General features: G+C 76.5%; 15 protein-coding genes. 4 read left to right on the forward strand and 11 right to left on the reverse strand.

Going from position 1 to position 18,185, the window contains the following annotated elements:
* The first annotated feature begins 101 nt into the window (after positions 1-101).
* The 4 genes from AB6N24_RS04395 to AB6N24_RS04410 all read left to right on the forward strand — a co-directional run bounded on the left by AB6N24_RS04395 (position 102) and on the right by AB6N24_RS04410 (position 3,499).
* A complete protein-coding gene (locus tag AB6N24_RS04395) occupies positions 102-1,085 on the forward strand; it encodes a metal ABC transporter substrate-binding protein (RefSeq protein ID WP_412868207.1) in 984 nt (327 codons plus the stop codon).
* Positions 1,082-1,858, forward strand: a complete 777-nt coding sequence (locus AB6N24_RS04400; RefSeq protein ID WP_412868208.1) for a metal ABC transporter ATP-binding protein — start codon at positions 1,082-1,084, stop codon at positions 1,856-1,858. Before AB6N24_RS04395 ends, AB6N24_RS04400 begins: the two co-directional genes overlap by 4 nt.
* Positions 1,855-2,799, forward strand: coding sequence for a metal ABC transporter permease (locus tag AB6N24_RS04405; RefSeq protein ID WP_412868209.1), 945 nt, complete (start codon positions 1,855-1,857; stop codon positions 2,797-2,799). Before AB6N24_RS04400 ends, AB6N24_RS04405 begins: the two co-directional genes overlap by 4 nt.
* 115 nt (positions 2,800-2,914) lie before the next feature.
* Positions 2,915-3,499, forward strand: coding sequence for a DedA family protein (locus AB6N24_RS04410; protein ID WP_412868210.1), 585 nt, complete (start codon positions 2,915-2,917; stop codon positions 3,497-3,499).
* 79 nt (positions 3,500-3,578) lie between these two features.
* Here AB6N24_RS04410 and AB6N24_RS04415 read toward each other — a convergent pair whose 3' ends face one another.
* The 11 genes from AB6N24_RS04415 to AB6N24_RS04465 form a co-directional block, all read right to left on the reverse strand.
* Positions 3,579-3,935: a VOC family protein gene (locus AB6N24_RS04415; protein WP_412868211.1), complete on the reverse strand. Its 357-nt coding sequence runs from the start codon at positions 3,933-3,935 to the stop codon at positions 3,579-3,581.
* Positions 3,936-4,052: 117 nt separating this feature from the next.
* Entirely contained in the window at positions 4,053-4,856 is an 804-nt protein-coding gene (locus AB6N24_RS04420; protein ID WP_412868212.1) for an isoprenyl transferase, read from the reverse strand.
* Positions 4,856-5,587, reverse strand: a complete 732-nt coding sequence (gene recO, locus AB6N24_RS04425; protein ID WP_412868213.1) for a DNA repair protein RecO — start codon at positions 5,585-5,587, stop codon at positions 4,856-4,858. The genes AB6N24_RS04420 and recO overlap by 1 nt, the downstream gene beginning before the upstream one ends.
* Before the next feature lie 235 nt (positions 5,588-5,822).
* The gene (gene leuA, locus AB6N24_RS04430; protein WP_412868214.1) at positions 5,823-7,565 is read right to left on the reverse strand and encodes a 2-isopropylmalate synthase; all 1,743 of its coding nucleotides are present in this window, start codon (positions 7,563-7,565) and stop codon (positions 5,823-5,825) included.
* A gap of 162 nt (positions 7,566-7,727) precedes the next feature.
* On the reverse strand, positions 7,728-9,200 hold the full coding sequence (locus tag AB6N24_RS04435; protein ID WP_412868215.1) for an outer membrane protein assembly factor BamB family protein: 1,473 nt from the start codon (positions 9,198-9,200) through the stop codon (positions 7,728-7,730).
* A gap of 9 nt (positions 9,201-9,209) precedes the next feature.
* On the reverse strand, positions 9,210-10,751 hold the full coding sequence (locus tag AB6N24_RS04440) for an outer membrane protein assembly factor BamB family protein (protein ID WP_412868216.1): 1,542 nt from the start codon (positions 10,749-10,751) through the stop codon (positions 9,210-9,212).
* 123 nt (positions 10,752-10,874) lie between these two features.
* Positions 10,875-12,389 (reverse strand): outer membrane protein assembly factor BamB family protein, encoded by a 1,515-nt coding sequence (locus tag AB6N24_RS04445; RefSeq protein WP_412868217.1) that lies wholly within the window; start codon positions 12,387-12,389, stop codon positions 10,875-10,877.
* Positions 12,390-12,426: 37 nt separating this feature from the next.
* Positions 12,427-13,623, reverse strand: a complete 1,197-nt coding sequence (locus AB6N24_RS04450) for an RDD family protein (protein ID WP_412868218.1) — start codon at positions 13,621-13,623, stop codon at positions 12,427-12,429.
* The gene (locus AB6N24_RS04455) at positions 13,620-16,019 is read right to left on the reverse strand and encodes a transglutaminase TgpA family protein (RefSeq protein WP_412868219.1); all 2,400 of its coding nucleotides are present in this window, start codon (positions 16,017-16,019) and stop codon (positions 13,620-13,622) included. Before AB6N24_RS04455 ends, AB6N24_RS04450 begins: the two co-directional genes overlap by 4 nt.
* The gene (locus tag AB6N24_RS04460; RefSeq protein ID WP_412868220.1) at positions 16,019-17,167 is read right to left on the reverse strand and encodes a DUF58 domain-containing protein; all 1,149 of its coding nucleotides are present in this window, start codon (positions 17,165-17,167) and stop codon (positions 16,019-16,021) included. The genes AB6N24_RS04455 and AB6N24_RS04460 overlap by 1 nt, the downstream gene beginning before the upstream one ends.
* Before the next feature lie 2 nt (positions 17,168-17,169).
* Positions 17,170-18,126, reverse strand: coding sequence for an AAA family ATPase (locus AB6N24_RS04465; protein WP_412868245.1), 957 nt, complete (start codon positions 18,124-18,126; stop codon positions 17,170-17,172).
* Positions 18,127-18,185: the final 59 nt, after the last annotated feature.

Raw genomic sequence — 18,185 nt, forward strand, 5'->3', positions numbered from 1 at the left:
ATGACAGCACAGGCTACCGGGGCGGCACCGACCTGCACGGGGCGGCCGCGCCCGGGTGAGGCGTTTTGACAACGGTTTTCATCCTCGTGAGAATCGTCCTCATGACTTCTCTCCGGATCCCGGCGCGCCCGGAGCACGGGCACCGGCTCCGTGGCGCCCGGGCGGGCGTCGTCCTCGCCGCGGCCGCCGCGCTGGCCCTCGGCGGGTGCGCGAGCACGCCGGCCGACGACGGGCGCCTGTCCGTGCTCGCCTCGTTCTACCCGCTGCAGGTCGTCGCGGCGGGCGTGGGCGGCGACCGGGTGAGCGTCGACTCGCTGACACCGCCGGGCGCGGAGCCGCACGACCTCGAGCTCTCCCCCGCGCAGGTCGCCCGGCTCGGTGCCGCGGACCTCGTGGTGTACCTCGCGGACTTCCAGGCCGCGGTCGACGACGCCGTCGCCGCGAGCCCGCCCGAGCGCGCCCTCGACGCGGCGGACGTCGTCGAGCTGCTCGACGCCGAGCCGGAGGGCGAGGCCCACGAGGACGAGGCGCACGAGGGCGAGACCGCCGAGGAGCACGCCGAGCACGGTGCGCACGACCCGCACTTCTGGCTCGACCCGAGCCGCATGCCCGCACTCGTCGACGCGGTCGCCGACGAGCTCAGCGAGCTCGACCCCGAGAACGCCGACGAGTACGTCGCGAACGCCGCCGCCCTCAGCGAGCGCTTCACCGAGCTCGACGCGGCCTACGAGACGGGCCTGGCCACGTGCGCCAGCCGCGTGCTCGTCACCTCGCACGCCGCGTTCGGCTACCTCGCGGACCGCTACGACCTCGAGCAGGTCGCGGTCGCGGGCATCGACCCCGAGGGCGAGCCGTCGCCGGCCCGCCTCGCGGAGATCGGCGAGGTCATCCGCAGCGAGGGCGTGACCACCGTGTTCTTCGAGACCCTCGTCAGCCCCGAGGTCGCCGAGTCGCTCGCCGCCGACGTCGGTGCGACGACGGCCGTGCTCGACCCGCTCGAGGGCCTCGCCGACGACTCGCAGGACTACTTCAGCATCGCCGAGTCCAACCTCGACGCGCTGAAGGTGGCATTGTCCTGCTCGTGAGCTCCCCCGTGATCGACGCCCGCGGCGTCGACGTGACCCTCGGCGGGCACCCGATCCTGCGCGGCGTCGACCTGACGGTGCACCCGGGAGAGGTCGTGGCGCTGCTCGGTGCCAACGGCTCCGGGAAGTCCACCCTCGTGCGCGCGCTGCTCGGCATCGTCCCCGTGAGCGCCGGCGAGGTCCGGCTCTTCGGCGGGCCGCCCGGCTCCCGCGGCGCGCACGACCGTGTCGGCTACGTCCCGCAGCGGCTGCCCGCGGGCGCCGGGGTGCCCGCGAGCGCCGTCGAGGTCGTCCTGTCCGGGATGCTGCACGGCCGCCGCCTGCGCCCCCCGCGGGGCTCCCACGCCCGGGCGCTCGCCGCGCTCGACGAGGTCGGTCTCTCCGACCGGGCGCGACGTCCGGTGCACGAGCTCTCGGGCGGGCAGCAGCAGCGCGTCCTGATCGCCCGCGCGCTCGTGCGCGACCCGGACCTGCTCGTGCTCGACGAGCCGACCTCCGGGATCGACGTGCCGACGCAGCAGACGTTCGTCGACACGGTCGAGCGCCTGCGCGGCGGCGGCGCGACGGTCGTGGTGATCCTGCACGAGCTCGGCGCGTTCGCCCCGCTCATCGGGCGCGCGGTCGTGCTGCGGCACGGGCGCGTGGTGCACGACGGCGCGCCGCCCCGGCCCCGCGACGAGCACGCCGGCGCGCACCACGACCACCTGCACGCCCACCCGGACCCCGAGCCACCCGGCACCGGTCCGTCGCTCTCCGTGGAGGTCACCCCGTGAGCGCCTGGGACCAGCTCCTCGCGATGGTGCAGTCCCCGCTGATGCTGCGGGCGCTGCTCGCGGCGGTCGTCGTCGGCGCCTCGGCGCCCGTCGTCGGCACGTTCCTCGTGCAGCGCCGGCTCGCCCTCATGGGCGACGGGATCGGGCACGTCGCCCTGACCGGGGTCGCGCTCGGCTGGCTCGTCGGCAACGCGGCGTCGGTCGTGCCGCAGGACTCCCTCGCGCTGCCCGGCGCCGTCGTGACCGCCATCGCCGGGGCCATCGCGATCGAGCTCGTGCGCGAGCGCGGGCGCACGAGCGGCGACCTCGCGCTCGCGCTCATGTTCTACGGCGGCATCGCCGGCGGCGTGCTGCTGATCAAGGTCGCGGGCGGGACCAACGCCAACCTCATCAGCTACCTGTTCGGGTCGATCTCGACCGTCTCGAACCCCGACCTCGTGTGGACCGTGGGCCTCGCGGTCGTGGTGCTCGTGATCGGGCTCGGGCTGCGAGCCGCGCTGTTCTCGGTGAGCCACGACGAGGAGTTCGCGCGCGCGAGCGGCCTGCCGGTACGGGTCCTCAACATCCTCGTCGCGACGATCGCCGCGCTCACCGTGACCGTCGCGATGCGCGTCGTCGGGCTGCTGCTCGTGAGCGCGCTCATGATCGTCCCCGTCGCGATCGCGCAGCTCTTCGCGCGGTCGTTCGGCCGCACGATGGCCGTCGCGTCGGCGACGGGGGTCGCCGTGAGCGTGGTGGGGCTGTCCTTCACGTACTGGCAGGACTACCCGCCGGGCGCGACGATCGTCGTCCTCGCCGTCCTGGTGTACGCGGCCGCGGCGGTCACGCGGCCGCTGCTGCGCCGCAGCGCCCCGGTGCACGACCCGCACCCCGACGTGCTCGACGACCTCGAGCTCACCGGCCCCGACGGCGGGGTTGGGCGCACCCCGGAGTCCTGCTGACGGCGCCGCACACCCGACCACGTCCGGTCCCCCGGGTACCGGGCGGTCGCGGCTCGCGCCTCGTGCTGACAGACCGTCGGTAAGGCTCACCTCACCTCGCCGATAGACTCGCCGGGTGCTCGAGCAGACCGACGTCGCGGAGGCCTACGGGCTCGGCGGCAAGCCCTTCTGGCTCGTCGTCGTGCTGCTCGTCGTCATCGTGGCCGCCCGGTCGCACGGCACGTACTGGCTCGCGCGCGGCGTCGCGCACGGCGCGAGCGGGCTGGGCACCCGGCGCGCGTCGGACCGGTCCTCGCGGCTCGCCGCGGCCCGCGGGCGGCTGCTGACCTGGGGCTCGAGCCCGTCCGGTCGCCGCGCGGCCGAGGCGCTGCGTCGCGTCGGTCCGTTCGCGGTGACCCTCGCGTACCTCACGGTCGGCGCGCAGACCGCCGTCTTCGCCGCCGCGGGGCTCGCGCGCATGAGCTACCCGCGGTTCGTGCTCGCCTCGGTGCCGGGCTGCGTCGCGTGGGCGTTCGTGTGGGCGACCGTGGGGCTCGGCGCGCTGTGGGGAGCCGTCGCGCTCGCGGCACGCTCGCCGTGGCTGCTCGCGGTGGTGGTCGCCGCTCTCGTCGCCGTCCTCGTGTGGCACCGGCGCACCCGCGCTCGGCGCGTGCGGCTGCCCGGCTCCGAGACCGCGGAGCCCGTCGACGACCTGCGGTGACGCGGTCGTCCCGGGCCGCGACCGTGCCAGGACGCGGCCGTGCCGGGACGCGGCCGTCGCCGGCTGCGAGGCACGCCCCTCAGGCGCCGTCGCCCACGCAGAACTGGTTGCCGTCCGGGTCGGCGAGGACGACCCACGCGTAGCCGTCGTGCTCGTGGCGTCCGACGAGCGACGCGCCGGCTGCGAGCAGCCGCTCGGCCTCCGCCTCACGTCCTGCCGACCCGCCGAAGTCGATGTGCACGCGGTTCTTGCCCGGGGTGGGGTCCTCGACCTTCTGGAAGCCCAGCACGGGGCCGCCCATCGGCCCGGGCGTGACCATGACGAACCAGCCGTCGGCGATGTCCCGTACCTCACCGCCGGTCTGCTCCGCCCACCAGGCGCTCAGCGCCCGGGCGTCGAGGGTGTCGAACGTGACCATCGCGGGTGTGAGCGTCATGCCTCGCACGCTAGGGGTCACCGCCCACACGCCCCGCGGTCCCGTCGGCGCGCCGAGCCAGGGCTGCGCGCGAGGGGCAGTCGGTGGCGGGACGTGCACCCCCGGACGTGGCCGGCGTCAGGCGCCCCCGGCAGCGCCACCCACGGCACCCGCCTGCGGACGGTCGACCGCCCCGCCGTAGCGCCGGTCGCGCCGCGCGTACGTCTCGACGGCACGCCACAGGTGCCGGCGGTCGACGTCGGGCCACGGCTCCTCGAGGAACACCAGCTCGGCGTACGCGGCCTGCCAGATCATGAAGTTGGACGTGCGCTGCTCGCCGCTCGAGCGCAGGAACAGGTCGACGTCGGGCAGGTCGGGCTCGTCGAGGTACCGCGCGATCATCTTCTCGTCGACCTTGTCGGGCTTGATCCGCCCGGCTGCGACCTCGTGCGCGATCGCCTTCGCGGCGTCGGCGACCTCCGCCCGGCCCCCGTAGTTGACGCACATCGTCAGCGTCACGGTGTCGTTCCCCCGCGTGAGGTCCTCGGCGATCTCGAGCTCCTTGATGACCGAGCGCCACAGCCGCGGCCGGCGGCCCGCCCACCGCACGCGCACGCCCCACGAGTTCATCAGGTCGCGGCGCCGGCGCAGGACGTCGCGGTTGAAGCCCATGAGGAAGCGCACCTCCTCGGGCGAGCGCGACCAGTTCTCGGTCGAGAACGCGTACGCCGAGACGTGCTGCACGCCGATCTCGATCGCACCGGCGACGACGTCGAGCAGCGAGGCCTCCCCCGCGGCGTGCCCGGCCGTCCGCGGCAGCCCGCGGGCGTTCGCCCACCGGCCGTTCCCGTCCATGACGACGGCCACATGCTTCGGCACGAACTCGAGCGGGATCGCGGGCGGGCGGGCACCGCTCGGGTGCGGCGGCGGCGGGACGGGCATCAGATCCTCTCGACCATGGGCAGCGAGCGCAGCGTGCGCTCGAGGTGGAACTGGCAGTACGCGGCGACGACACCGTTGCCCTCGCGCCGGTGGCGTTCGGCGCTCGCCTCGACGGTCGGCCAGTCACCGGCGAGGAGCGACGCGAGCAGCTCGAACGTCTCCGGTGCCGGCGAGGTGGCACCGGGCGGGCGGCACGCGCGGCACACCGCACCGCCCTGCGCCACGGCGAACGACGTGTGCGGCCCCGGCGCGCCGCAGCGGGCGCAGTCGGTGAAGCTCGGCGCCCAGCCCGCGATCGCGAGGGCGCGCAGCAGGTAGGAGTCGAGCACCAGGCCAGGAGCGTGCTCGCGCGACGCGAGCGAGCGGACCGCCCCGACGAGCAGCCAGTACTGCTGCAGCGCCGGCTCGTGCTCGGCCTCGACGAGCCGCTCGGCGGTCTCGAGCATGACCGTGCCCGCGGTGTAGAGCGCGTAGTCCTCGCACACCGGCCGGCCGTAGGCCCCGAGCGTCTCGACCTGCGTGACGATGTCGAGGTTGCGGCCCGTGCTCAGCTGCAGGTCGACGTGCATGAACGGCTCGAGGCGAGACCCGAACCGCGACGTCGTGCGCCGCACGCCCTTGCCGACCGCCCGCACCTTGCCGTGCTGGCGGGTCAGCAGGGTCACGATGCGGTCGGCCTCGCCCAGCTTGTGGGTGCGCAGGACGATGCCCTCGTCGCGGTAGAGGCTCACGTGCCCATCCTCTCCCGCGCCGCCCACGCCGGGGGCACGCGACGGGCCCCGGTCACGCGATCGGCACGCACCCGCCACGCGACCGGCACCGGACCGGGCCGTGCCCGGCCGGGTCGCGCCCCGCCGGGCCATGCCCGGCCGAGCGATGCCGGGCCTGGCCGTGTCGGGCCGGGTGCGGGCGTGCCGGCGCCCCCGCACGCACGCGGGGACACCGGCACGAGGGGCTCCCCGGTGCTCAGCGCTGCCGTCGGTTGACGGCCGAGACGATGGCCTTGAGCGACGCGGTCGTGATCGACGGGTCGATCCCGACGCCCCACAGCGTCTGCCCGTCGACCGCGCACTCGACGTACGCCGCGGCCGTCGCGTCGCCGCCGCCCGACAGAGCGTGCTCGGCGTAGTCGAGCACGGACACGTCGACGTCGATCGAGCGCAGCGCCGCCACGAACGCCGCGATCGGACCGTTGCCCGTGCCCTCGAGCGTGCGGACCTCGCCGCGGTCGGCGAGGTCGACGGACAGCGTGTCCGGCCCCTCGCCGCCGCCGACCGTGCGGATCCCGCGCAGGGCGAACCGGCCCCACGGCGCGAGCTCGCCGCCGGGCTCGACGGGCAGGTACTCGTCGTTGAAGATGCGCCACAGCTCGTCGGCCGTGACCTCGGAGCCGTGCTCGTCGGTGTACGCCTGCACGACGTGCGAGAACTCGATCTGGAGCCGGCGCGGCAGGTCCAGGTCGCGCTCGGACTTCATCAGGTAGGAGATGCCGCCCTTCCCGGACTGGGAGTTGACGCGGATGATCGCGTCGTACGAGCGGCCCACGTCCTTCGGGTCGATCGGCAGGTACGGCACGGCCCACACGAGGTCGTCGACCCCGCGACCCTCGCGCTCGGCGGTGACCGCCATCGCGTCCAGGCCCTTCTTGATCGCGTCCTGGTGCGAGCCGGAGAACGCGGTGAAGACCAGGTCGCCGCCGTACGGGTGCCGCTCGGCGACGGGCAGCTGGTTGCAGTGCTCGACGGTGCGGCGCACGTGGTCGATGTCTGACAGGTCGATCTCGGGGTCGATCCCCTGGCTGAGCAGGTTCAGGCCCAGCGTGACGAGGCAGACGTTGCCGGTGCGCTCGCCGTTGCCGAACAGGCAGCCCTCGATGCGGTCGGCGCCGGCCAGGTAGCCGAGCTCAGCCGCCGCGACGCCCGTGCCGCGGTCGTTGTGCGGGTGCAGCGACAGCACCACGTTCTCGCGGTGGCGCAGGTGCCGGCCCATCCACTCGATCGAGTCGGCGTAGACGTTCGGGGTGGCCATCTCGACCGTCGCGGGCAGGTTGATGATGACCTTGCGCTCGGGCGTCGGCTCGAGCACGTCGAGGACCGCGTTGCAGATCCGCACCGCGAACTCGAGCTCGGTCCCGGTGTACGACTCCGGGCTGTACTCGTAGAACACCTCGGTGTCGGGGACGAGCTCCTCGTACTTCTTGCACAGCCGGGCACCCGAGACCGCGATGTCGACGATGCCGTCCTCGTCGGAGCGGAACACGACCTCGCGCTGCAGCACCGACGTCGAGTTGTACAGGTGCACGATCGCCTGCTTGGCGCCCGCGATCGCCTCGTACGTGCGCTCGATCAGGTGCTCGCGCGCCTGCGTCAGGACCTGGATCACGACGTCGTCGGGGATGCGGTCCTCCTCGATCAGCATCCGCACGAAGTCGAAGTCGGTCTGCGACGCCGACGGGAAGCCGACCTCGATCTCCTTGAAGCCCATCTGCACGAGCAGCTCGAACATCTCCAGCTTGCGCTGCGGGTTCATCGGCTCGATCAGGGCCTGGTTGCCGTCACGCAGGTCGACCGCGCACCAGCGCGGGGCCTTCTCGATGCGGCGGTCCGGCCACGTGCGGTCCGGGAGGTCGACGCGGATCTGCTCGTGGAACGGGCGGTAGCGGTGCACCGGCATGCCGGAGGGCTGCTGCGGGGCGTTCAGGAAGCTCATCGGGGGTCCTTCGCTCGGGTCGTCGGTGGAGGGGCAGCCGGCACACCGAACACCGCGGCGAGGTTCCGGCCTAGAAGGCCTCGCCGCGGCGACGAAGGAGGAGGAGCGCACGCGAGAGCATGCCGTCACTGTACCGCGCGGCGCAGGCACGGTCAGCCGGTGTCACCGCAGCGCGACGACGAGCCGCGGGCCGATCCCGACGAGGTGCGTGCCGACCTGCTCGACGCGGGTCACGCCGGGCGGCAGCAGCACCTCCCAGGCGGTCCGCCCGTCCCGGACGCCCAGCGCCTCGAGCACCGTCCCGCGCCCCGGCTCGACGCGCGCGACGATGACGTGCGCGCCGTCGGTGAACGGCTGGTCCGACGACGTGAGCGTCACCTGCCGGCGCCACAGCTGCTCGCCGTCCTGCGCGTCGACGCCCACCTCGAAGCCCGCCCCGTGCAGGACCGCGACGCCGTCGAGCTCGAGCAGCACCCCGGCCGACGGGCCGGGCGACTGCCACAGCTCGAGGCCCGTGAGCCGGGAGACCGCCCGGACGCGACCGCCGAACGGGCTCCCGGGCAGCGAGCTCCACGCGTAGAGCCGCTCCTCGGGCCGGTCCGAGACCCGCGGCTCGCTCACCGTGCCGCGCGTGGTGAACCGCTCCCGGCCGCCGGCGTCGTAGACGGTCGTCCGGATCATGAGCGCCGAGCCGGCCGTGCCGTACGCGCCGACGAGGACGGACCCGTCACGCAGGAGACCCACGTGGTCCCGCGGGCGGGTGCCTCGGTCCACGACCTGCACCGACCGCCCCGTCGCCTCCTCGAGCACGAGCGACGTGCCCCCGGTCGCGACGAGCAGCGTGCCGTGCCCCGCGCGCAGGGCGACGCGCTGGGGCGGCACGGTGACGGGCGGGTCGAGCACCTGCGTGCGCCACACCGGGGTCCCGGTCCGGGCGTCGCTGCGCTCGACCGCGACCCCGGACTCGTCCGCGAGCGGCAGGACGAGGTCGCGACCCAGGACGACGGCACCGGCGACCGTGCCGCGGGCGTCGCGCCGGGCGACCACACGGCCGTCGAGCGCGTCCAGCACGACGACCGGCCCGGCGACCGGCGCCGTGCGGACCGCGGAGCGCTCCGGCTCCGTCAGGCAGACGACCGCGGCCCGCTCGCCGGGTCCCGGGTCGACCGCGAGGCAGCGGCGCAGCGTGCCGAGCGGGCCGCTCGGGAGGGTGGTGCGCCACCGGACCGCGCCGGTCACGAGGTCGAGCCCTTCGGCCGTGCCGTCGTCCACGTCGGCCGCGTACACCACGACCGTGTCGCCCGCGAGCACGGTGCGGGGCGACCACGGGCCCCGCGTCGTCCACGCGACGGCCGGCGGGCCCCCGAGCGGACGGATCGCGCCCGGGAGCTCGACGGGCGCGGTCAGCACCCGCCGCTCGTGCGCGAGCGACCAGCGCGGGAGCCCGACGAGCACGGTCAGCGCGAGCGCCACGAGAGCGGTCGTCGCTGCGCAGGCCCGCAGCACGTGCCCCCGGCTCCAGCCGACGAGCGCGACCCCGGTCGCGCGCAGGTCCGGCGCGGGCGCGAGCGTGAGCGCGTCGTCCTCGTCGAGGACGACGTCCTGCATCGACGGCCGCTCCGCGTGCGGGGCCATCCCTGCACGCTAGTCCTGACCGAGCGCGACGACCTCCGTGGCGGTGCGCGCGAGCAGCCGGCGGCCGGACCGCTCGACCGAGCGCACGTCGGCCGGCAGCGGCGCCGTCCACGCCGCGCGGCCGTCGCGCGGGTCGACCGCGACGAGCACGGGCGTTCCGTCGGTCAGCAGGAGCGGCACGAGGACGTGCTCGCCGTCGGTCTGCACCGCGCCGAGGGCCGTGGACGCGTCCACGCCGGTCCACCTCGCCGCGTCCGCGGACCACAGGACCCCGCCGGTGCCGGCGTCACGCGCGGTCAGCGCACCCGCGGCATCGGACGTCACCACCCGGCCCTGGACCACCAGCGCCGAGTCGGCGGCGGTCCGGGCCGACCACCGTGCCGTGCCGGCGGTCGCGCGCAGGTCCACGCCGTCGTCCGCCGGCCTGGCCACGAGCCCGAGGTCCGGCACCGAGCCGTCGTCGCCCGTGAGCACGACCGGTGCGTCGGGCCGGGCGACACCGGCCGGCCAGGCGCCGACCGGGTCACCGTCGCCGTCCAGCACGCGGACCGCTCCTCCGTCCACCACGAGCAGCCCGCTCGCGACGCGCGTCACGGCCGGCTGCGGCCCGCGGGCGTCGGGCGCGCGGGCGTCGACGTCCGACGACCAGGCCTCGGTGCCGGTCCGGGCGTCCTCGCGCGTGACCCGCACGGCACCGCCGGGCACGGTGCGCGTGAGGAGCAGGTCGCGCCCGAGCGCGGTCAGCCCGACGTCGCTGCGGTCCGCCGGGCCGTCGCGCACGAGCGCGCCCGTCGCGGCGTCGAGCACGACGACCCGCACCTCGCCCCGACGGCCGAGGCCACCCCACGCCTCCTTGCCGACGGCGGGCACCGCGACGCACGCCACGGTCGCCCCCTCGCCGGGCGCACCCCGGTCGCCGACGCCCCCGGCCGTCACCGCACCGTCGTCGCCCGCGACCTCACCGCCGGCGCCGGCCGTCAGCACGCACGTCAGCTCGCCCTGCGGGCCCACGGAGCCGACCGCCGCGTCCCACAGCGGTGCGCCGGTCGCCGCGTCGTAGGCGGCGACACCTCCGACGCCCGCCCCGGTCACGCCCGCGGTGACCACCAGACCGTCACCGGCGACGAGGCCGTCGAGCACCGGCCGGCGCCACCGCTCGAGCCCTGCGCCGTCGGTGGACCCGATCGCGTCCAGGACCGCGGGCGCGACCGCGAGCGCCGCGTCCCGGGCACGGTCGGCTCGCGCGTCCCGGACGGTCCCGACCGCGAGCGCCGCGGCGACGACGACCCCGGCGGCGACGAGCCGGACGCGGTGACGTCGCACGAACGCGGTGCCCGTGCGCGCCCCGCCGCGCGACCGGTCCGGCGCACCGGCGGCGTGCGCGGCGTCGCCGCCACCCGCGGGGTCCGCACCGGTGTGGTCGCCACCGGTGCGGTCACCACCCTGGCGGCCGCCGTCGTGGGCGCCGGCGCGGTCCGCGCCCGTGCGCGCACCAGCGGCGTCCTCCCGGCGGGCACGCGGCGACGACTCGACGAGCTCGACCTCGTGCATCGACCGGCGCCCGCCGCGCGACGGCCGGCTCACCACGCGGCCGCCCGGCGCCGGGGCCCACTCGAGCGCTCAGCCCGGCTCGCGCGCTCAGCCCGGCGCACGAGCTCAGCCCGGCGCACGCCCTCAGCCCAGCGCAACGTGCTCGTCCCGGGTGGTCAGCACGAGGTGCCCCGCGACGGCGCGCACGTGGCGCGTCTCCGGCGGGACGGGGACGGACCAGTAGCGCACGCCGTCGGGCACCCCGCGCCCGACGAGGTGCGTCGACCCGTCCGGGGCGAGCCCGGGCCCCAGCACGAGGGCGCCGTCCGTCAGCGGCGGCCACGGCAGCGGCGCGCCGAGCTCCTCGTCCCACACCTCCGCCCCGGTGCGCGCGTCCACGACGCCGTAGCGGCTCGCGCCCACGACGACGAGGCGGTGGTCGACGACGACCTCGGGGTCGAGCGCCGTGGTCGCGCGCCACCGCTGCTCGCCCGTCGCGGCGTCGTGGGCCACGACCGCGTTGCCCGCGTCCAGCACGACGAGCCGCGGCTCGGAGCCGTCGTCGACGGCGAGGGGCGCCGGGAGCCCGGGCACGGTCGCCGTGACGGCCCCGGCCGGGTCGTGCACGGCACCGCCCTGGGCCGGCGACCACGTCCCGAAGCCCGCACGCAGGGGCACGACGCGCAGGAAGCTGAAGTCGGGGGCGGCCGCCAGCTCGGTGCCGTCGGCGACGTCGAGCACACGGGTCGCGGAACCGGCGACCACGACGAGCCCGCGCGTGACCTCCACCGAGGTGAGCGCGCGCAGGCTCGTCCCCCGGATCGGCTCGGGGCTGCGCCACCCCCACCGGACCTCCCCGGTCGCGCCGCCGCGGCGGGCGACCACGACGTGCTCGTCGCCGTCCACCGTCACGACGACGACGTCGTCCCCCGCCCGCCCCGCCGCCACGAGCTCGCCGAGCAGCGTCCACGCCCCGAGCGTGGTCCCGTCCTGCGCGGACAGGGCCACGACCCGGGTCTCGGGGAGCGCGAGCTCGACCTCCGAGAAGGCCGCGACGTCACCCGACGCCACGGCGCCGTCCGGGTCGTCGGCGTACAGCGGGGCCGGCTCGGTCGCGAGGCAGACCACCACGGCGCCGACGTCGACGCCCGGGTCGGGGCAGCGCACCGGTCCCGCCTCCATCGCCGCCCCGGCCACCGGCGCGACGTCGACGGTCCACCGCGCCTCGCCGGTGCGGGCGTCGTGCGCCGTCGCGTGCCAGGCGTCGGTGCGGGGCTGCACCACGACGAGCAGCCCCCGGGCGCCGAGGAGCTGGTCCCCGGGCGACGCGGGTGCGGTCCACAGCACCTCGGGCGGCCCGTCGAGCGCGCGCACCACCCCGGGCACCGCCGCGAGGCGTTCCGCGCGCTCGCGGTCGCGCTGGGTCCCGACCGCACCGACCGCGGCCACCGCGACGACGAGCGCGACGGGCACGGGCCACCACCGACGCAGGAGGTGCCGCACGTCCGGTGCGGGCGGCACGGGCGGCACGGGGGGCGCTGCGCCGTCGCCGGCGAGGAGCGCGGCGTCGGGCAGCGGGCCGTCGGTGGGGGGCGGCGCGTGCCGTGGTCGCGCGCCCGTGCCCTCGACGTCCTCCTCGAGGACCTCGACAGGCTGCATCCTCGCAGCGGGCCGCACGGGCGCCATGAGGCCGACTCTAGGCCAGCCGGCGCTCCACCGGCGGGGGGACGACGCGCAGGCCGCAGTCGCCGAACGAGACCGTCGACCCGAGCGGGACGCGCACCCGCTGCTCGACCCCGCAGACGATCTGCTGGCCGTCGGCGAGCGTCACGAGGGTCCCGTTCGTGGAGCCCCGGTCGGCCACCCACAGGCCGAGGTCGTCGACGCCGAGCTGCAGGTGCGTCTTGGACACCGAGCGGCCCGGGTCGACGACCCGCACCAGCTGCTCGGCGCCGGTCCCCACGGGGTTGCGGCCGACGAGCACGGTCCCGTCGACCGTCACGGTCCGCCCGTCGCTCAGCTCGAGCGCGACGGCCCGCGGGTCGAGCGGCTCCGACGGCGCCGGGCGCTCGTCCGGGCGCAGGGGCGAGCGGCGGGTCTCCTCGAGCGCGGGGTCGAGGGCGAACACCGTGGGCCGCAGCATCGGGATCGCGCGCGTGTCGACGTCGGGAGCGACGCCGGGCTCGCCGAGCGGCGGCAGCACGAGCGACGGTCCGCCGCCGCGGCGGTCGGCGAGCAGCGCACCCAGCCGACGGCTCCCCACGTCCTGCGGGTCGGCGGGGCGGACGGGTTCCGCGGTTCCCGCCGGGGTGACCAGCGACCAGTCCTCGTCGGGCGCCGGCCGCGGCGTCACCAGGTGCGGGCGGGCGGGAGCGCCGGTGCGCGAGCGCGACCCGCGTGCGCCGTCGCGACGCCCGGCGAGCGGGGCCTCGACCGTGCGCAGGTCGACGACCTCGCCGCCCGCGACCCGGTCGTGCCAGCCGCGGTTGCGGCCCGTGCGGTCGAGCAGGGGTGACGCGAGCACGACGAACGACCCGAGGAGCACGACCGAGCCCGCGGCCACGACGAGGCCGCGCAGCAGCACGCGCCCGAGGCCGAGCGGACGCCCGGTGCGGGCGTCGACCGTGCGCAGGTGCAGCACGCGCCGCCCGAGCGTCCAGCCGAGCGTCCCGTGGGTCCACCACTGCACGAGCGCCTGCACGAGCAGCAGGGCCCACGCGCCGAGCAGGAGGCCGGGCGAGGCGGGTGCGGCCGCAGCGTCGGACCCGAGGTCCCGGGCGGTCCGGAGCGCGACGGCGAGGACCACGCCGCCGCCCAGCACGAGGGCCACGGCCAGGTCGAGCAGGAACGCGGCGGCGCGACGTCCGAGCGACGCCGGTGCGGGGTGGCTCATGAGCGGGGTCCTTGCTCGTGGGTCGACGGGGTGTCCGGGGTCGTGCGCCGCCGGGTGCGGCGCAGCGGCCGTCCGGGCGGTCCGCCCGCGCGCGGCACCCGACGCGCGCGACGCAGCGACGCGAGCGAGACCCGGGCCCGCACGCGCCGGCCCCACGGCAGCGCGCCGTGCATCTCGGTGACCGCCTGCTCGACCCGCCGCCAGTACGCGGCGGCCTCGGCGAGCGTCGGCGTGCCGGGGCCGAACACCGCGGCGTCGGCCTCGGCCGCGAGCCGGCCCACGACCGAGCCCGCCCGGTGCGCGGACCACGCGGCCCCCGCACCGGCGACACCCGACAGGGCGCGGGTGAGCTCGTCGGCGGTCTCGCGCCGCGTCGCGAGCGGCGACGGCGGGTGGCGCAGGTCGCGCGCGGCGTCGAGCACCTCGTCCCAGCCGCCCGCGACGCGCACCACGGCGTCCGGGTGGTCCCGGCGCCGGCGCCGGCGACGCGCCTTGAGGGCGAGGACGACGACGAGCGGGCCGAGCAGCACGACCAGCGGGATCGCGACGACACCGGCCACGCGCGCGACGCGCAGCCACACCGGGCCGCCCTGGTCACCGGCGTCCGGGTCCTCGGCCTGCGGCTGCTCGGTGTCGTCCTCGGGCGGGGTGACGGGCTCGGGCGGCGGGGGCGGCGGCTGCACGACCTGCGGCTCGGGGTCGGACGGCTTGGTCGTCGACTCCTCCTGCGGCGTCTGCGAGCGCGGCGGGGTCGGGTCGAACGGGACCCAGCCGTGGCCCGCGAACCCCACCTCGACCCAGGCCTCGACGTCGTCGCCCGTGACGGTCATCGACTCCGCGCCGCGCTCCTCCTCGCCGGGCACGAAGCCCAGCACGACGCGCGACGGCAGCCCCATCTGGCGGACCATCAGGGCCATCGCCGACGCGTACTGCTCGCCGTCGCCGACCATGAGCTCCGAGCCGAGCAGCGTCGTCAGCCGGTCGGCGCCGTGGCCGGAGAGCGACGGCGAGTCCCCCGCCTCGGTCAGGCCGTGGCTGAAGAAGCCGCCCTCGGCGAGCGCCTTCTCGAGGCTGCGCGCGATCTGCACGGGTGGCCCGGCGTCGCGGGCCACGTCCGCCGCGGTCGCGCCGATCACGTCGGGCACCCCGGTCACGTCGGGGACGACGACGGGCGCAGGTCCGGCCTCGCCGACGGTCGCGTCGTCGGGCACCGGGGGCACGACCACGTCCACCGTGTACCGCAGGCCGGGCTCCACGCCGCCGGTCAGCACGGCGGCGCCCGTCGCGTCGTTGTAGCGCAGCTCGCCTGCGACGACCGGGTCGTCGAAGCGCACCGCGGTCGCCTGGCCCACCGTCGGCAACCAGACGCCCGAGAGCTCCTCGACCTCGATGGTGACCTGGGCCGCCTCGCCGCGCGCCGTGGTCTCGATGGTCTCGCCGACGCGCCGGAACTCCCCCGAACCCTGCGCGGAGCCGTCGCCCGCGACGTTCCACACGACGCCGTCGAACCGGTCCATCGTCGCGAGGCGCACGCGCGCGCCGGCCGGCAGGCCGCTCACCGTGAACAGCGGGTCGTCCTTCGCCTTGACGAGCTTGCGGAAGCCGGAGAGCGGGCTCGGGTACGCCCGCGGGTCGAACGGCGGGACGAGCTCGTCGCGCAGCACGTACCGCGGCGTCGAGCCGGTCACGAGGGGCGCGCCGAGCACGCCGCACCCGGCGACGACCGCGACCAGCACGCCGAGCGCGACGAACCGGCGCGGCCGGACCCCGCCCGTGCGCCACGCGGCCCACCCGACGAGCACCGCGGCGAGCCCGAGGCCGGTCGCGACGGGCGCGATCTCCTGACGTGTCCCGAGGAGCACCGCACCCACGAGCGCGACACCCGGGACGACCGCGGCGAGCGCCGCCCGGCCCGGGGAACGCACGCGCAGCGCGGTCGCGGTCGCCGTCACCGAGCCGACGAGCGCGAGCAGGAAGGGCACGGCCAGCAGCGCGCCGCTGGTCCCGACCGGCGGCTGCAGCGTGAGGACCTGCTTCCACGAGGCCGTCGCGCCGACCGCGAGCTCGGTGAGCGTGCGCAGGGTCGGGACGACGCCCGCGACGGTCGTGCTCGGGGCCGCGAGCGCACCGCCCGCGAGGAAGTACGCGAGCACGACGAGCGCGACCACGACGATCGCCGACCAGCGCCGGAGCGCCCCGAGCACGCCGATCGCGGTGCCCAGCAGGAGCCCGCCGGCCAGCGCGGGGACGGCCGCGCGCGCGCCGTAGACCGGGACGAGCGGCACGAGCGCGACGGCGAGCGCGCCGACGAGCAGCACGACGTCGACGACCGCGGGCCACCCTCCGCGCGGCGGGGCGCCGCGGGGTGCCCGGGGCGAGGTCCCGGCACCGGCCATCAGCTCACCACCCGGCGCAGCACGCGCGGCAGGTCGTCGAGCGTGCCCAGGGTCGCCAGGCTCAGGGAGCCCTGCGTCCGCACCTGGACCTCCTCGCCGGCCGTGCAGCGCATGACGACCGTCCGGGTGCCGACGGGCACGTGCCGCGCGCCGGCGCGCAGGTCGCCCGCGGACGGGACCGAGCCCGTCACCAGCACCGCGACGGACGCCTCCGGGGCGTCGCGGGCGACGCGACGGCCCAGCGCGGACATCCCGGTGCCGCCGATCGCGAGCTGGACGCCCGCGCAGTCGTCGAGCAGGAGCGGCGGGGTCTCGACGCGCAGGCGGCCGGCACCGACGAGCACGGCGAGGTCGCGCTCCTCGCGGAGCGTCTGCACGCCGAGCGACGCGACGGTCGAGACGGCGAGCTCGAACTCGTCGTCGTCGGCGTAGTCGCGCGGGTCGGTCGAGAGCGCGAGCGCGGTCTGCGTGCGCCGCGTGTCCTCGAACTGCTTGACCATGAGCGCGCCGCGGCGGGCCGTCGTGCGCCAGTGGATGTACCGGCGGTCGTCGCCCGCGACGTAGTCGCGCAGGGCGTGGAACGACAGGTCGCTGTCGGACAGGTCGCGCGTCGACTGCCCCTCGAGGTCGCGCAGCAGCCCCGCGCTCGCCCCCGCGAGCGACACGAGCTCGGGGTGCACGTAGAGCTCGACGGGCTCGGTCCAGCGCACCCGCCGCCGCGCGAGGCCCAGCGGGTCGCCGCGCACCGAGCGCACCGGGCCGACGACGACGACCGCGCGCCGCGACGTGGGGATCGCGAAGATGTCGTCGTGCTCGACGCCCGGTCCGAGCGACGGCAGCGCGAGGTCCGCGGCGCCGGCACCGACGGGCAGCTCGATGCGCGCGGGCAGCGAGCGCCGGCGGGCGACGTTGCGGACCGCGAGCCGCCCGACCGCGCGCTCGCCGACGCGCACGCGCCGGTCCGCCAGGTCCAGCTCGACCGCGAACCGCTCGCGCCCGACCGTCATGAGCAGCGCGACCACGACGAGCCCCGCGAGCGCGGCTCCCCCGGCGGCGAGCTCGAGCCAGCCGAGCACCCGCCCCAGCACGAGGCCGACGACCGCGGCGACCGCAGCCGCCCAGCCGGCACCGGAGACGCGCAGGGCCACCGTCAGGCCGCCCGCTGCGCCGGAGGTGGCGTGGACGCGACGATCCGCTCGATCACCTGCACGGACGTCACGCCCGCGAACTCGGCCTCGGTGTCGAGCACCAGGCGGTGCGCGAGGATCGGCACGGCGAGCGCCTTGATGTCGTCGGGCACCACGAACCCGCGCCCGTCGGACGCCGCCCAGACCTTCGAGCAGCGCACGAGCGCGAGCCCGCCGCGCACGGACGCCCCGAGCGAGGTCTGCGCATCCTCGCGCGTGGCCTCGAGCAGGCGCGCGACGTAGTCGAGCACCGCGGCGTCGATGTGCACGCTCCCCGCGAGGTCGGCCATGTCGGCGACCGCCTTGGTCGTGATCTTGGGCTGCAGGCCCGTCGTGCGGTCCTTGGCGCCCGCGAGGATCTCGACGGTCGAGCTGCGGTCCGGGTAGCCGAGGGAGGTCTTGATCAGGAACCGGTCGAGCTGCGCCTCGGGGAGCCGGTACGTGCCGGCCTGCTCGATCGGGTTCTGCGTCGCGATGACCATGAACGGGCGGCCGACGGGGTGCGTCACGCCGTCGACCGTGACCTGCCCCTCCTCCATGACCTCGAGCAGCGCCGACTGCGTCTTGGGCGACGCGCGGTTGATCTCGTCCGCGAGCAGCACCGAGGTGAAGACCGGGCCGGGGTGGAACTCGAAGCGCCCGGTCCCCTGGTCGTAGATCGTCACGCCCGTGACGTCGCTCGGCAGCAGGTCGGGGGTGAACTGGATGCGGTGGTGCGTGCCCTGGACGGTCGCCGCGATCGCCTTCGCGAGGGACGTCTTCCCCGTGCCCGGGGCGTCCTCCAGCAGCAGGTGCCCGTCGGACAGCATCGCGGTCAGCGCGAGGCGCACGGCGTGCTCCTTGCCGAGGACGGCACGGCCCACGTTGGCCACGAGCGCGCCGAAGGTCTCGGCGAACCACGTCGTCTGTTCGGGGGTCATCGGGGCTCGGGTCTCCTTGGTGGTGGCCGTGGCGGCCGGCGCGGCGGTGGCCGTGGCGG

Origin of the sequence: Cellulomonas jepli (assembly GCF_047229345.1) — a bacterium.
Lineage (GTDB): Bacteria > Actinomycetota > Actinomycetes > Actinomycetales > Cellulomonadaceae > Cellulomonas_A.

Excerpts from the sequence above, each read along its gene's own strand:
- AB6N24_RS04440 (WP_412868216.1), bottom strand. The coding sequence starts at position 10,751 with ATGCACGAGGTCGAGCTCGTCGAGTCGTCGCCGCGTGCCCGCCGGGAG.
- AB6N24_RS04420 (WP_412868212.1), bottom strand. The coding sequence starts at position 4,856 with ATGCCCGTCCCGCCGCCGCCGCACCCGAGCGGTGCCCGCCCGCCCGCG.
- AB6N24_RS04415 (WP_412868211.1), bottom strand. The coding sequence starts at position 3,935 with ATGACGCTCACACCCGCGATGGTCACGTTCGACACCCTCGACGCCCGG.
- AB6N24_RS04465 (WP_412868245.1), bottom strand. The coding sequence starts at position 18,126 with ATGACCCCCGAACAGACGACGTGGTTCGCCGAGACCTTCGGCGCGCTC.
- leuA (WP_412868214.1), bottom strand. The coding sequence starts at position 7,565 with ATGAGCTTCCTGAACGCCCCGCAGCAGCCCTCCGGCATGCCGGTGCAC.
- AB6N24_RS04395 (WP_412868207.1), top strand. The coding sequence starts at position 102 with ATGACTTCTCTCCGGATCCCGGCGCGCCCGGAGCACGGGCACCGGCTC.
- AB6N24_RS04455 (WP_412868219.1), bottom strand. The coding sequence starts at position 16,019 with ATGGCCGGTGCCGGGACCTCGCCCCGGGCACCCCGCGGCGCCCCGCCG.
- AB6N24_RS04435 (WP_412868215.1), bottom strand. The coding sequence starts at position 9,200 with ATGGCCCCGCACGCGGAGCGGCCGTCGATGCAGGACGTCGTCCTCGAC.
- AB6N24_RS04450 (WP_412868218.1), bottom strand. The coding sequence starts at position 13,623 with ATGAGCCACCCCGCACCGGCGTCGCTCGGACGTCGCGCCGCCGCGTTC.
- AB6N24_RS04445 (WP_412868217.1), bottom strand. The coding sequence starts at position 12,389 with ATGCAGCCTGTCGAGGTCCTCGAGGAGGACGTCGAGGGCACGGGCGCG.